This is a genomic window from Neobacillus rhizophilus, assembly GCF_018343535.1.
GTDB lineage: Bacteria > Bacillota > Bacilli > Bacillales > Cytobacillaceae > Neobacillus > Neobacillus rhizophilus.
Window position 1 is genome coordinate 383,601 of the sequence record NZ_JAGYPF010000003.1, and the last position, 14,967, is coordinate 398,567.

Annotated in this window: 13 protein-coding genes; 2 read left to right on the forward strand and 11 right to left on the reverse strand. The window is 44.2% G+C overall.

From position 1 onward, the window contains the following. The first annotated feature begins 60 nt into the window (after window positions 1–60). The gene (locus KHA99_RS15410) at window positions 61–1,074 is read left to right on the forward strand and encodes a S66 family peptidase (protein WP_213118361.1); all 1,014 of its coding nucleotides are present in this window, start codon (window positions 61–63) and stop codon (window positions 1,072–1,074) included. A 77-nt stretch (window positions 1,075–1,151) separates the two neighbouring features. On the opposite strand, the gene KHA99_RS15415 is transcribed toward KHA99_RS15410, so the two are convergent. The 11 genes from KHA99_RS15415 to KHA99_RS15465 all read right to left on the reverse strand — a co-directional run bounded on the left by KHA99_RS15415 (window position 1,152) and on the right by KHA99_RS15465 (window position 13,776). Beyond that, window positions 1,152–2,027 carry a 5-oxoprolinase subunit C family protein gene (locus KHA99_RS15415; protein ID WP_213118362.1) on the reverse strand — a complete coding sequence of 292 codons (876 nt, stop codon included), beginning with the start codon at window positions 2,025–2,027 and terminating at the stop codon, window positions 1,152–1,154. Next, window positions 2,024–2,791: a LamB/YcsF family protein gene (locus KHA99_RS15420; RefSeq protein ID WP_213118363.1), complete on the reverse strand. Its 768-nt coding sequence runs from the start codon at window positions 2,789–2,791 to the stop codon at window positions 2,024–2,026. The genes KHA99_RS15415 and KHA99_RS15420 overlap by 4 nt, the downstream gene beginning before the upstream one ends. Window positions 2,792–2,822: 31 nt before the next feature. Further along, window positions 2,823–3,566 carry a 5-oxoprolinase subunit PxpB gene (gene pxpB, locus KHA99_RS15425; protein WP_213118364.1) on the reverse strand — a complete coding sequence of 248 codons (744 nt, stop codon included), beginning with the start codon at window positions 3,564–3,566 and terminating at the stop codon, window positions 2,823–2,825. Then, on the reverse strand, window positions 3,559–4,170 hold the full coding sequence (gene pcp / locus KHA99_RS15430; protein ID WP_213118365.1) for a pyroglutamyl-peptidase I: 612 nt from the start codon (window positions 4,168–4,170) through the stop codon (window positions 3,559–3,561). The genes pxpB and pcp overlap by 8 nt, the downstream gene beginning before the upstream one ends. 218 nt (window positions 4,171–4,388) lie before the next feature. Continuing rightward, window positions 4,389–7,373, reverse strand: a complete 2,985-nt coding sequence (locus tag KHA99_RS15435; protein ID WP_213118366.1) for a M14 family metallopeptidase — start codon at window positions 7,371–7,373, stop codon at window positions 4,389–4,391. 9 nt (window positions 7,374–7,382) lie between these two features. Then, entirely contained in the window at window positions 7,383–8,297 is a 915-nt protein-coding gene (locus tag KHA99_RS15440) for an ABC transporter permease (RefSeq protein ID WP_213118367.1), read from the reverse strand. Further along, window positions 8,294–9,229 (reverse strand): nickel ABC transporter permease, encoded by a 936-nt coding sequence (gene nikB, locus KHA99_RS15445; RefSeq protein WP_213118368.1) that lies wholly within the window; start codon window positions 9,227–9,229, stop codon window positions 8,294–8,296. Before nikB ends, KHA99_RS15440 begins: the two co-directional genes overlap by 4 nt. A 151-nt stretch (window positions 9,230–9,380) precedes the next feature. Then, window positions 9,381–10,964, reverse strand: coding sequence for an ABC transporter substrate-binding protein (locus KHA99_RS15450; protein WP_213118369.1), 1,584 nt, complete (start codon window positions 10,962–10,964; stop codon window positions 9,381–9,383). 12 nt (window positions 10,965–10,976) lie between these two features. Next, window positions 10,977–11,789, reverse strand: a complete 813-nt coding sequence (locus tag KHA99_RS15455) for an IclR family transcriptional regulator (protein ID WP_213118370.1) — start codon at window positions 11,787–11,789, stop codon at window positions 10,977–10,979. Beyond that, window positions 11,786–12,796: an ABC transporter ATP-binding protein gene (locus KHA99_RS15460; RefSeq protein ID WP_213118371.1), complete on the reverse strand. Its 1,011-nt coding sequence runs from the start codon at window positions 12,794–12,796 to the stop codon at window positions 11,786–11,788. The genes KHA99_RS15455 and KHA99_RS15460 overlap by 4 nt, the downstream gene beginning before the upstream one ends. Then, window positions 12,793–13,776: an ABC transporter ATP-binding protein gene (locus KHA99_RS15465; RefSeq protein ID WP_213118372.1), complete on the reverse strand. Its 984-nt coding sequence runs from the start codon at window positions 13,774–13,776 to the stop codon at window positions 12,793–12,795. The genes KHA99_RS15460 and KHA99_RS15465 overlap by 4 nt, the downstream gene beginning before the upstream one ends. A 253-nt stretch (window positions 13,777–14,029) precedes the next feature. Between KHA99_RS15465 and KHA99_RS15470 the strand changes: the two genes are divergently transcribed. Next, window positions 14,030–14,932 carry a DMT family transporter gene (locus KHA99_RS15470; protein WP_213118373.1) on the forward strand — a complete coding sequence of 301 codons (903 nt, stop codon included), beginning with the start codon at window positions 14,030–14,032 and terminating at the stop codon, window positions 14,930–14,932. Window positions 14,933–14,967: the final 35 nt, after the last annotated feature.

Genomic DNA, 14,967 nt, shown 5'->3' on the forward strand with positions numbered 1-14,967 from the left:
ATAGTTTATAAGATATATGTAATTTGGTAAAATTATCAAAATTAGCCGAGGGGGATTTTCATGATTACCTATCCTTTTTTGAAAAAAGGTGCCGCGATTGGAGTGACAGCACCATCGTCGGGCATACCTGCTGGATTGCATGGCTTAATCAAGCTTGCCTGCAGCCGACTGGAACAGAAGGGCTATCGAACTGTATGTGGAGACACCGTTTGGACGCAGAAAAAAGCCAAATCAGCCCCTGCTGTTAAACGGGCAGCCGAATTCAACTCGATGATGGCTGATTCTGAAATTGACATCATGATTCCCCCATGGGGCGGAGAATTGTTAGTTGAAATTCTCGAATATATAGACTTTGAAAATATGAAAACCAAATGGGTGATGGGATACTCGGATACCAGCGCGTTGCTGCTGGCTATTACCTTAAAAACAGGGATCGCAACGGCTCACGGGACGAACCTTATTGATTTAAGGGGAGAATATTGGGACGAAACCACTGCAATGTGGGAGACCGTCTTATCGACAGCAAGCGGCGGGTCTGTCCTTCAGCACTCCTCTCCCCTTTATCAAAAGGAATGGCAGCACGATAACCCATCCCCTTGTGTATTTCATTTAACCGAGGAGACCCGGTGGAAAACCACTTCTAGTAGTACTGTTAAAATTAGTGGGCGCCTGCTCGGCGGGTGTGTGGACATCATCAGACATCTTATCGGTACACCATATGATGACATTCAAAGCTTTAGAAGACAGCACATCTCTGGAGAACCGATCATTTGGTACTTAGAGAATTGCGAATTAGGTACGACTGATTTACGGAGGTCATTAGTGCAAATGAAGCTCGCTGGCTGGTTTGACAATTGTTCCGGTCTGCTGTTCGGTCGGAGTCCGGCGAATATGCCGGTAGAGAACTATACAATTGAGGATGTTTACCAGGACCTTGCTGACGAGCTGCAAATACCGATTGTATATGATATCGACTGCGGCCATGTTCCGCCGCAGGTTACTTTTATCAACGGGGCTTTTGCGGAGGTAGAAGTTACGGATGGCAAGGGGACAGTCCTACAAATATTTAAATAATGCGTCAAAGGGCCGGTCCCTGTTCGCTTCAGTACCCCCATAAAAGTAAAGGGTCAGGCTCCCGCTTCACTTTCCTGTTAAAGCGATAGGACCTGACCTCTAATTTTAAAACGGATTTTTCCGCCCGGTCGAAGCTGGGCGATTTTCCCTATATCCTCTTTAGCAATTTTTCCGATTGTGGCATAGCCGCCGATCGTTTGGGCGTCGGCCATTAGGATGAGGGGCTGACCGCTGTTAGGAACTTGGATGGTCCCAAATTGAGTGGCTTCCGAGAGGATATCTCCTCCGTTTTTAAACCTTAGCTCAGGACCTTTTAGAAGGTATCCCATCCGGTCCCCGCTCCTCATCGTATACAGAGTTTGGAAAAATTCCTCTAAGCTTTCTGGTACAAACATCTCTATATGTGGACTAGGCCAGACACTAACCTCAACCTCGTTTAAATAATCTGGGATTTCACTTGGAATCAATCCTCGATGGAACCCAGCCCATTTCTCTTTATTTGCGTAAAGGACTCCATCCTTCTTAAGGGAACTCCCCAGAAGCCCTTTTGGATATACCGATGCGCTGCCAAGCAGTTCTTCTGAATGAAATCCACCTTCAGGAAACACATACGCGATACTTCCTTTATTTGGGCTAGTAAACTTTAATGTCTGTCCTTGATGTATCGAAAAGGTTTTCCAGAGCGGAACAGCTTTTCCGTCCACCTTGGCCCCTAGATCCGCTCCTGTGATGACGATTCGGTGATCTGACAAAACCTCAAATTCTTGCCCGCCTAAAAACACTTCCAGCGCCGGACTGCCGGCAGGATTCCCCAAAATGTAATTTCCTATCTCGTAAGCATAGGCGTCCATAGGTCCAGATACAGGAACGCCAAACCGCTGAAAGCCGAACCTTCCTTTATCCTGAATGGAGCCATAAACTCCTGCCTTTCGAACCTTCAATAAAGGAATCATGCAAGTGCTCCGATCGATTGGACAAGAACATTTTCCTGTTCTAAAGCTTTGCGAATCAGAGCGGTATGTTCAACCACATTTGCTCCATCCCCATGAAAACAAATCGTGTCTGCCTGCAAAGGAATCCAGCCTCCTGAAATACCCTTCACCCGCTTATGGAAAATAATCTCTTTCACCTGTTGCAAAATCTCATCATGGTTTTTCAAAACAGCATTTGGCAAAAGCCTTGAACAGAGCCGTCCGTCATCCGTATATTGCCGATCGGCAAACGCTTCGGAAGCTGTTTTCAAGCCTGCTTCTTTTCCAGCCTTCACAAGTTCACTATTGCACAACCCAAATAAATAAGCATCCGGAACCGTATCATACACAGCTTCAGCGATGGCTTTTGCCACTGCCGGATTCTCAGCCGCCGTATTGTATAAGGCCCCATGAGGCTTTACATGCTGAATAGCCAACCCCTGAACCTGTGCAAACATTTTTAGTGCCCCAATTTGATAGACTAAGCAATTATAAATTTCCCGCGGTGTCATCTGCAGGTTTCTCCGGCCAAATCCTTGAAGGTCCGGATACCCGGGGTGGGCGCCAATCGCCACGCCGTTTTCCTTCGCTTTTCTAACCGTATCATTCATTACGTTAAAATCTCCTGCATGAAAGCCGCAGGCGATATTTGCAGATGTAATATGTTGAAAAAGATTCTGATCATCCCCAATGGTGTAGGCGCCGAAGCTTTCTCCCACATCGGCATTTATATCGATTCTCATCATAAAGCCCCTCCCTTCTAAAAATCCCCTTTTACTAATTCTCTTTGATAAACTCACAAATAGATTCAGGATGCTTTACTAATTGCGTTTGGATGGCACTAAATTCAGCTTGCGAGATGGCAACAAACCGAAGGGTGTCCCCCGTACGGATAAAAAACGGTTCCTCCCGGTCAGGCCGATAAATTTCAAGCGGTGTTTTTCCGATAATATTCCATCCGCCAGGACATTCAATTGGATAAATCCCCGTCTGGCTGCCACCAATGCCAACCGTCCCCTTTGGAACTTTTGCCCGCGGGTTCGGAAGCCTAGGTGTCGCTAATTTTGGATTTAGCTCTCCTAAATACGGAAATCCCGGTAAAAACCCTATCATATAGGTGGTATACACGGTTTGGGAGTGAAGCGTGATAATCTCACTGTTCCGCAATCCGGTATGCTCCATCACTCTTTCCATGTCCAGAGCAAACTCTTCATGATAACAAACAGGAATTTGCAGTTTTCTGGAGTTCCAATCAGGTTCCCCTTTTGATTGCTGTTCCCATTTTGCCAGTACCGATTGAATGAAGGGTTCTATTTTTTCCAAATCCTTCTTCAAGTAAACTGTTACCGTGTGGTAGCTTGGGACCACTTCTTCAATTAAAAAAGATTCTTTTTCCAACATGTGACAGAAGCTTTGCACCTGGTTAAAGATTTCTTTCCCGACCTGATTGCTGAAGGCAAAGCGAATGCTGCGTTCCCCCGTGATGTTTACTTTTGGAAAAATAACTTTTGTGCTACTCATGTTCTGCTAACACTTGAATGCAAGTGTAGATCCCCCGTTTTAAATCCTCATGCGACCAGCTTGGGATTTTTCCGTGTTGAATCGCTAGCTCATGGGAAGCAGGAATATGAATAAAACCGGAAGGCATTTTCTTGTTATGTGTTTTTGCATAATGCAGACTTTGATACATGACATGATTGCATAAATACGTTCCTGCCGTGTTAGAGATTTCAGCCGGCAGACCAGCTTCCTTCAATTGGTTAACCATGGCCCGAATCGGCAGGGTTGACATATACCCGTCCGCACCTTCAGGCTGAATCGCTTCATCAACAGGTGTGTTGCCGCTATTGTCTGGTTCTCCGTCATTGACATTGATAGCGATTCGTTCCGGTGTCATTTTAAAGCGGCCGCCCGCTAAGCCTAAGGAAATCACAGCGTCCGGCTTGATTGTTTCTAGGTGTTCCAACAGCTGTTTCCCTGCTTTCTTAAAATCTACCGATAAGATTTCACCCTGGATCTTGTAGCCGCCAATTTCCTGGCCGTTCAGTTCTTCCACAATTCGCATTGTTGGATTAATCGTAAAGGATAGAAACGGCTCAAAGCCTGTTAGTAAAAGTGTTTTCATTGGAAAAACCCTCCCCCTGGTTTTATTAAAAGTGTTTTTGTAAAAGATATCCGGCTATATCAGCGAATTTCCCCAAGATATCAGCGGATTGCTTTAATTTATCCGCGAATCTCCAAAAGATATCAGCGGATTTTTCAATATATCAGCGAATTTCCAAACATATCAGCGAATCGTTAAATGATTAGTTTCTTGCAAATACAATTGCAGTGACATTTACTTTACAATCGAATCGGCCTGTTCCGTTCCAAAGTGAAACCGTCTTGGTCGTCACGCTTGACCTCGATTGCAGCTTTTTGAAGAGCCTCCAAAATCGCTAAATCAAAGACTATGTGCGCTTCGACGCAGCTTTGAAGCACTTCACCGTATACAACTTCATCGGCTGCTTCAGAAATGATCTCGGCCGCAATCCACTCTGGGTACCTCGAGATTCCAATTGTTCTATAAGACGGTGCCACCGAAGCGGAGCGGTAAAAATGAATCCCCGGCGCCTCTTCAATTGGAAAAACATTTGGAAGCCACTGGTTTCCGTACTTTATAAAACGCCCCTGCCAATAACCATTCTCTTCCTCAATCCGCGTCCCACGAATCCGGATGCTGACCTGACCAACAATTTTATCTACATTATCTTCATGCAGAGTACGATACTCTCCGTTCGATAACCGAGCGATGCCGTAGATTTTCGCACTTGGCAAAAAGTAAGAAACCGGGAAACGCGGCGGACTGTTATAACCTGCAAATGGCTGCACCCACTCATGTGAAGGGATGCCGTGATCATCAATGATGACATCAGGAGCCCATCTCTTCAGCACTTCCGGATAAATATTGGCTTCTCCAAAAACTGTTTCATGGAAGCGAACCAAGGAATATTCCAACCCTACCGCGTTGTACCTGGCCGCATGATGCTTCCATTCCGGATGCTCTTCAGTCAGCTTGGTCAGCAATTCATATCCATCTGGGTTTGCCAATGGAAGGATCACCACGTTGACTTCCTTCAGCCAGTTTTCATATTCAGCCCCGGCACGATTCATAAACTGAAAGATCGCAGGTGTACTGGATACCTCATTCGAATGATGTCCTGCTTCTATGAACACAGTCTTTTTAAAAAGAGACATTTTCAAAGGAGAATAGAACTCTTCACCAGCATCCAAGAAACACTCGATCACCGGAATCGCCTTCCCTAGATAGGAGTAGTCCGGATAGACAATACGATATGGTGAGGGCGTGTTCAGCCACTGCTGGACATCAGGATGTATATGCTGGGTAGGTCTGTCAAAGTTCTTAATTTCAAGGGTTACGTCCACTTCCCCATTTGACATAACGGCTTCTGAGAACCTGCCATCATCCGTAAAGGAAATCGCTTTTGTCACCAGGTTTTCCAGCGGCTTATCTTCCCATTTGTACACGCGAATCTGAGCTTCCGGCTTTTCGCCGACTCTTACATGCATAAATGGATGAACGCCCCCAGGTGCATCAAACGACTTGCCTTCCAGTTCTTCTCCCATATAGGCAAAGTAATCGAGCGTATTAAAATAAAGATCTTCGTGGAGAGCTTCCAGTGAAGAAATACGTTCCTCGTCCACCCCAAGCTTCTGTTCCTCTTCACTCATCCAGACATCGATTTCAATCCGGTCGAATAATGGACGGTTGCGGCCCTGGCCGGGATTGTACTTTGAAACTTCTTTCCTAAGCTTCGGCAGCACTTCTTCGACATAATAACAGTAAAAGCGTTCTCGGTCCGTTTGAATGAGATGTTCTTCTTTACGTCCTCCATCCCCATTAATGCGAACGGCACTTGAAACAGGATAAACGTAACGCTGATGATCCAGGTAAGGCAACTTGGATACAGGGACATCCAGACAGCCTGCAAGCTGCTTTTCCTCTTTCTCATTCCATATATGGACCTCATATGTATGGACAAGGTCCTTCACCAGCTTGAATTGGACACAATCTGCCTTCAGACCCAGCCTCTCTTCCAGGCAACGGTCCACAGGATACAGCTCCTGAATCCAGCGAATCGGAAGCTCGAGCCCCATCTCCCCTTGTTCCTCCCGCACATAAATATCCATTCTTGCAATCGTCTCCCCTGCAGTTTGCAAGGAAGGCAGAACCTCTTCCATAATCCAATGAAAACCAGGCTTAAAGGCAGAGCGAATGGATAGGGAGTGAATAGCTGGAAAAATTGCTATCCACTCAGCCATCAGACGGTTTCTGACATCTAATGGTTCCGATAAGAAAATCTCAACATTCGCTGCCTCAAGATTCTTGGATTCTTCTAATACCTTAAATGCCAAATCCACTTCCCGGTCGCCTGACCATACCGATTCAAACAAAAGCGGAGCTTCTTTTTTCTGGGATAATAGATGTTCCTGTTCCCAATAGCCAAATGCTCCTCCTTCACTCCAATGCTTAGCTTTCGCCAATTCATTCAGAGCGGCAGGCAGTGCTTCCTTCTTCCCAGTTAAGCGGAGTTGGTTTGAATCTAAAAGCTCAAGCACCGCTGAATCAGATCCCTCTTTTATATCAAACTGAAACCTGGCAGCCTTATTCCCCGTAATCGGAAAAACAATACTCGTAGAATACATGGCAGCTCTAGCTGCAAAATAACAAATTTCACGTAATACACTTGTTGTCACTAATGGTTTCTCAACTGATATATTTAAGTTTAGTAACTTCGAAGGAGAGGCTTCCTGATTTTTGCCAAACCCGGAAAAACTCCAAATATGGCTTAGGCTGTGGATATCAGAATAAACTTTAGGTTCTGATTCAGCCCCGGTTTGGCTCACCTCTTCCCAGCCCCAGTTCACCGCAACCAAGTCGGTACCTGCATATAAGTGGCCGTCTCTTAATTCAACAACCGGACTTTCCATCCCGGCTTCCGGCTTCATCGCTGCCAAAAACTGAAGGAACAATGACAATTCCGATTCATTTTTATAAGAAATAGTAATTTCTCCGTTTTCCCATCGTGCTTCTGTTTTTGAACTTGAACCAGCAAAACGGATATTCACAGCCTCATCACTTGGTTCAAAAAACGAAAATGATAGAGAAGTAGTTTCATATCCCAGACGGGCACTGAAATCGATTAAGCCAGCCGGTGCAAGCCCCTCCGGCAAATCGATAAAAACAGAAACTCCGTCCACCACACCATCGCCATTTTTATCCCGAAGAAGTCCTTCCTTCGTCCAAATCGCCAGGATATTATTCAAGATCATCACCTACATTTTCATATTCGGGTCAAATTTGTCACGTAGCCAGTCCCCAAGTAAATTGAATCCTAAAACAGTCAACATAATCGCGATCCCTGGGAAGGTTGCTGTCCACCAGGCTGTTGTGACATAGTTACGGCTATCAGCCAGCATGCCTCCCCATGATGGTACCGTCGGGTCAACGCCTAATCCTAAGAAAGTTAAGGAAGCTTCTAGTAAAATAAACTCCGCAATATACATCGTTCCCAGAACGAGAATGGATGACATGACATTCGGCAAAATATGCTTACGAATAATCCTGAACTGAGTGCCGCCAATCGCTTTTGCTGCCTGAATATATTCCTGCTCCTTCAGCGAAATAACCTGTCCTCTGATGAGACGGGCAAAACCGACCCAATACGTTAATCCTAGAATAAGGATAATTTTCCAAATCCCCGTTCCGAGGACACTCATGATGACAATCGCAAACAGGATAAACGGAAAGGCTAACTGAATATCGGCTACCCTCATGATTAAATCATCCATCCATTTTCCAAAGTAACCAGAAATCAGGCCAAGGATGGTTCCAATAATCATCGAAATCAATACGCCGAAAAAGCCGACCATTAATGAAATCTTCGCACCATAAATAATTCTGCTTAATAAATCCCGGCCCACCTGGTCAGCCCCGAGGAGAAACACGGATTTGCCAGTATCATCTGCCCAGGACGGCGGTGAAAGTCGTGAGGATAAACTTGCTTTACCCGGATCTAGTGGCGCAATCCATTGGGAAAAAAGAGCACAGCTTACACTTAAAAGGACTAGTAAAATTCCGATGAAGCCGGCCGGATTCTTTTTCACAAAACGCCAAAAGCTTTGAAGAAAGGTTCTTTTTTTCGGAAGAATGGCAACCTCCTCCTGAACCTGCTGTTGTAAGGTTGTCATGCTCGTCCACTCCCTCCGGTCTTAATTCTTGGATCAATCAATGAATAACTTAAGTCGACAATTAAATTCACTACCACCATGATGACAGCTAGGAAAATAACGCCGCCTTGAATAACGGGATAGTCACGCTGGTTAATGGCATCGATGATCAAACGGCCGATCCCAGGCCATGAGAAAATCGTTTCCACGATGACCGTTCCGCCGAGTAAGGAGCCAAATTGCAGACCAAGGAATGTGATGGTCGGCAGCAAGGCATTACGGAAAGCGTGCTTGATGATAACCGCCCAATCGCTAATTCCCTTTGACTTTGCTGTTGACACATATTGCTGATTCATGACCTCGAGCATGGAAGAGCGGACGAGTCTTGCCAATATACCGGACAAAATCATCCCCAATGTAATCGAAGGCAAAATCAGATGCTGCGGTCCTTCAAAGCCTGAGGAAGGCAGCCACTTCAAATTAACGGCAAATATCAAAATCAGCATGATTCCTAGCCAGAAGTTAGGAAAAGAAATACCAATCAAGGAAAAAATACGCCCGAAGAAATCGACAATGGAACCGCGCTTCACGGCTGAAATAATTCCGACCGGAAAGGCGATTAAGATGGAAACGATTGTTCCGCCGATGGCAAGCGCTAATGTGGCACCCGCTCTTTCCATAATTAAATCCATGACCGGCATATGGCTGCGGAAAGATTCGCCAAAGTCAAATGTTACAAGTCCTTTTAAAAAGATTAAATATTGCACATAAAGCGGCTGGTCGAGCCCGAGATTTCTTCTTACTTCTTCTATTGCTTCTTTCGTTGGTTCACCTGCGGAAAACATTACCGTCACCGGGTCCCCCGTCAGGCGGATAGAAAAGAAGATTAATAATGATATCGCAAATACAACTAAAACCGTATGAAGTAATCTTCGAATCACGTAAGCTATCATGTTATTCCTCCGTCCTCTTTGATAAAGAAAGAGATAGCATGAGGACCATACTATCTCTTTTTTAAGCCAATCAGAATTTGTATCCAACCATTAAACACATCGCGTTTAGCATCCCATAAGGAGGCCGGAGTGTTAAGCGGGCAGTATTTTTTTACTTAACTGATACTTCTTCCAAGCGCATACGGTCCTCGTGTGGCGGTTGGAAGTTTTGAACTCGCTTATTAACGGCATATAAATCTACTGCTTGGTACAGATTAAGCTCTGGAGCCAAATCATATAATACTTCTGTCAATTCTTTAAAGATTTTTTCACGTTCTTTTTGGTCAACAGTCGAACGTTCGGCAGCCAACAATTCTGCTACTTTTGCATCTTTAAAGGAAGGATTCCATTTCTGGCCTTCGCTGTACATTAGGTACGCAGTGTTATCAAAGTCAAGCGTCCATCCGCCCCAGCCTTGGCGGTACATATGACCAGCCTTGCCGTTTGGAATCAAATCGGAAATTAATGTTGTGCTATCTACGCTATTGATATTTAACTTTAAGCCAACTTCTTCTAAATAGAAGGAAACAGCCTGAGCAATTTCTTTAAATGTTGCATCGTTACCAGGAATGAACAGATCAATTTGTGTCCCTTCTTTCACTCCTGCTTCTTTTAACAATTTTTTAGCTTTTTCCGGATCATATTTATATGGCTTCAGATCTGGGTTGTTACCAAATGATAGCTCACTTTGGTATGTGCTGATTGATTTTCCATAGCCAGATAGGATGTCCTTAATAATGGCATCTTTATCCACAGCGTAGTTTATAGCCTGTCTGACCTGCTTGTTGTCAAACGGTTTTTTGGCTGTATCAAAACGCATGGAATAAACAGTTGGTGTACCTACATCTTTCAATTCAAGGAAACTTGATTCTTTAACAGTTTTCGACTGGGCCACTTCGACACGTTTCATGATATCGATTTTTCCAGTTTGAAGTTCTGCTAATCTTGTAGAAGATTCCGGAATGACTTTAAAGGTAACTTTATCTAACTTCGGTAATCCTTTTTTCCAATAATTCGGGTTCTTTTCCAACACGATTTCTTGGTCGCGCTTATAGCCTGTCATTTTGAATGGTCCTGTACCAACAGGGTTGTTGTTGAAGAACTCATCGCCTTTTTCCTGAACGTATTTAGGTGGTACAATAACCGCACCATAGCCCGCAAGTTTTGTTAAAAGAACAGGATCCTTAGATTTCAATTTAAGATTAACGGTATATTCGTCAACAATTTCTACATGATCAATCGAATTGTAGTTGGCATACTGAGGACCTTTTTGACCTTCTGGCCCTAATAAACGATCAAACGTAAATTTAACAGCGTCTGCATTAAACGGCTCGCCGTCATGGAATTGAACACCTTTACGCAATTTAAATTGGAGTGTGTTATCGTCCAGGTATTCCCAGCTTTCAGCTAGACCCGGTTGCAATTTTAAATCTAATGTACGGTCTACCAAACCTTCAAATACAGAAGTAGCGACTGTGCTCCAATCAAGCAAGAACGTATCAATTGGATCCCAGTTTTGAGGTTCTGCGGTAACACCAATAACAATTTCATTCCCGCGGTCTTTGACAGGATTCTCCTCTTTCCCTTTTTCAGAAGAGCCTGCACTTGATTTTTCGCTCTTGCCTGAAGAGCAAGCGGATAAAACAAGTGTGAAGCTTAGTAACAGCGCAAACAGTATTGACAATTTTTTCTTCATTCTTTTTCCCCCTTATGTTTGTTTCATTGCTATGGGTTTTCCATATGGATATGGATGGTTATAGCCTAATTTTTTGGAAATTTCAGCAGCTGCCTCCCAAAGCGGTCCAACAAAATGATCCGCCATAGCCCTTGGCAAGCTGGTCGAAAAACTGGCAACGCTTAGTGCGTACTGGACAGCTCCGCTGCTATTAAAAATTGGTACGCCAATCGACGCGGTTCCTTCTTCTAGTTCCGAGTCGCTGTACGAATAGCCGCTTTCCCTTATTTGCTTGATTAAGAGAAGAACATCCTCTTTCGTTAGTGGCGTCTGGCTAGCATACTTCGTCATAGGCTTGTCCAAAATCTCTTGTATTTTTCCTTCAGGCAAATAGGCGAGAATAGCACGCGGGCATGCTCCCGCATATAACGGAGCGTGCCTTCCCACTTTTGTGTACAGCCGAACTGGCAGAGTACTTTCTACCTTTTCAATATACACACCTTCGTCCTGCTCACGGGTAATCAATTGGATAGCCTCATTGAACTGCTCTTGAAGCTTTTTCATATAAGGATAAGCAATCGGACGGATATCGAACCTTCCTGCTACCCGTTCTCCCATTTCAAGAAATTTTAATCCCAACCCGTAGCTTTCTCCGTCAATCACGAGCCCTTCCTGCTGGAAGGTCATCTTTTTTAAATAACCGAGTTCTACAAAAGTTCTTAGCAGACGCAAACAGGTTGGTTTAGGGACACCTGTAAAGGTAGAAATCTCATCCAGCTTCCAGTAAGGTTTCTGTTCCGTAAAAATATCAAGAAGCTGCAAAGCTTTTTTAACTGTTTTACTCATCGCGATTCACCTGTGGCAATCTGTTCCTTGGCGCCTTGATATAAATGGCAGGAAACGAGATGGTCCTCATGAACCGGCTGCAAGCTTGGTTGTTCAGTTTTACAAACATCTAAGCACTTAAAGCAGCGCGGATGAAAGGTACAGCCGCTTGGTGGATTGGAAGGACTTGGGACATCCCCCTGAAGAATAATCCGTTGCTTCTTCTGAAGCGGATGGGAACTTGGTAATGCCGAAAGAAGGGCTTCCGCATATGGATGAAGCGGAGTATCATACAAGCTGTTTTTATCCGCGACCTCCACCATTTTCCCGAGATACATAACACCAATTCGGTCACAAAAATGCTTCACGACGCTTAAGTCATGGGAGATAAAAATATACGTTAGTCCAAACTCTTTCTGTAAATCTCTCATTAGGTTAAGAACCTGTGACTGAATGGACACGTCAAGGGCCGAAACCGGCTCATCAGCAATAATCAGCTTTGGCTTTGAAATCAGTGCCCGGGCAATCCCGATCCGCTGACGCTGCCCTCCGGAAAATTCATGCGGGAATCTGGAAAGCTGTGCCTTCGTTAGGCCTACTTGTTCAGCCACTTCCAATACTCGTTTTTCCCGTTCATTTCTGTCGGTCACCCCGAAATTAATCAGAGGTTCCTCAATCGTCTCTTGGATTTTCATTCTTGGGTTCAACGAAGCAAACGGATCCTGAAAGATAATCTGAATATCTTTTCTCAGCTTTCGCATGTCGTTTTTTGAAAGCTCGGCAATATCTCTTCCCTGAAAAAGAATCTTCCCTTCAGTCGGTTCTAGTAATCTAAGAATCGTCCGTCCGGTCGTACTCTTCCCGCAGCCTGACTCACCGACGATTCCAAAGGTTTCCCCTTCAAATACATCGAACGAAACACCGTCTACGGCTTTGACTTGCTTTAGGGTCTTCTTGCCGAAAACCCCGCCCTTTATGGGGAAGTACTTCTTTAAGTCTTGAACTTGTAAAATTGGATTTTGTGTCACAGTACCGCCTCCGAATCACCATTTTCATAGAGCCAGCATTTTACTTTTGAACCGTTCACCTCGAATAATGGCGGTGTGTTCTTGCAGCGTTCGTGGGCAAAACTGCAGCGTGCGGCAAAGCGGCAGCCGGCCGGCATTTTCCCTGGTGCCGGTACCACACCCGGAATCGAAGATAGATATTCCTTTTCTTCATTCACATCCGGCAGGGAGGATAATAAGCCCTTCGTGTAAGGATGCCTTGGACGATCAAACAGTTCAACCACCTGTGCTTCTTCCACGATTTCTCCCGCATACATGACGATGACGCGGTCGCACATTTCAGCCACAACACCGAGATCGTGTGTGATTAGCACAATCGACATATTTAATTGTTCCTGCAGCTTTTTCATTAACTCAAGGATTTGCGCTTGAATCGTTACATCCAAAGCCGTTGTTGGTTCATCGGCAATCAGGATTTCAGGATTACACGATAAAGCGATGGCTATCATGACCCTCTGCCGCATCCCGCCGGATAGCTGGTAAGGATATTCATCAAGCACCTGCTCCGGTCTTGGAATTCCGACAAGCTTCAGCATTTCTAGCGCACGTTCTCTCGCCTGTTTCTTCGAAATGTTCTCATGGCTTAAAATCATCTCCATGATTTGCTTGCCAATTGTGTAAACCGGATTCAGGGAACTCATCGGCTCCTGAAAAATCATCGCGATTCTTTTCCCTCTGATTTTCCGCCAATCCTTCTTCTTGAAGTCCTTAAAATGAAGGCTTTCCGTTTTGATATCGCCATCGAGCCACTCGACGCCTGGCGGCAGAAGCCCCATTAACGATAGCGACGTCATACTCTTCCCGCACCCGGATTCTCCTACGATTCCAAGAGTTTCACCTTTTTGCAGTGAGAAGCTAATTCCGTTCACAATCGCAATTTTATTCCCATCATCATTAATACCGACTTTTAACTTATCAATCTCTAACACTTTTTGAACCATTATGACACTCCTAACGGTTTCATTTTGTGAAATGCAATTTCATTTTATGATTTTTATAATATAAAATAATCGGAATATTTTCAATAGTAATTGATAAAAAATTATTCAAAAATGTCGAAATTATCAATAGATTGGTAAAAATTGTCGGATTTTGACCTTTCCCCATTCTATTTACATGGGGGTCTTCCATTCAAATAGATGTTGAGAAATTAGCTAGTTTGTGGTTGGATTAAAATATCTGGGAGGGTTTTACATGAATGTGAAATTAAGATTAATCATGACGATGCTCATCTTTGGCAGCATCGGGGTGTTTGTTAAGAAGATTGATTTGAGTTCAAGTGAGATTGCTTTTTTACGCGGGGTGATTGGCAGTCTATTCCTGCTTTTAGCTAGTTTTCTAGTCAAGCACAAACCGTCTATGAAGGCGCTGAAAGAAAACGCGGTACTGCTCCTTTTATCAGGCGGGGCAATTGGTCTTAACTGGATTTTTTTATTTGAGTCTTATCGGTATACAACAATATCCAATGCCACAATCAGCTATTACTTTGCACCAATCTTTGTGATGATTTTAGCCCCTTGGATTCTGAAGGAAAAACTGACGGGTATGAAAGTCGGCTGTATTGTGATGGCCATGGTTGGCTTATTTCTAATCGTGCAAAATGGCGCTGGCTCGACAAACGGCTCACACAATCATGCTTTAGGGATTTTCTATGGCCTTTTGGCTGCCTCTCTATATGCCAGCGTGATTTTAATGAACAAATTTATTAAAAATCTATCTGGTTTTGAAATGACGTTAGTTCAATTAATGGCGGGAGCGCTGGTGCTGCTTCCTTACGTGTTATGGCAGGGGCAGCTTAGTTTCGCGGGATTAAACTCAAATTCTATCATTTATATATTAATACTGGGTATCGTTCATACCGGGTTGGCCTATTTCTTATATTTCACCTCTATCCAAAAACTTAAAGGGCAAACGATTGCGGTTCTTAGCTATATTGACCCGATTTCCGCGGTTATAATCGCGGCGGTTTTCTTAGGCGAAAGTATGACATGGGTCCAAATGATTGGCGGCGCCCTCGTATTGGGCTCGACATTTTTAAGCGAAAAACTAGAATTAAAGATCGAGAAAAACGGGCAGACTCCTACTACTTCTCCGTAATAGGAGTTTGTTTTTTCTAAATTGGAATTGGAGGT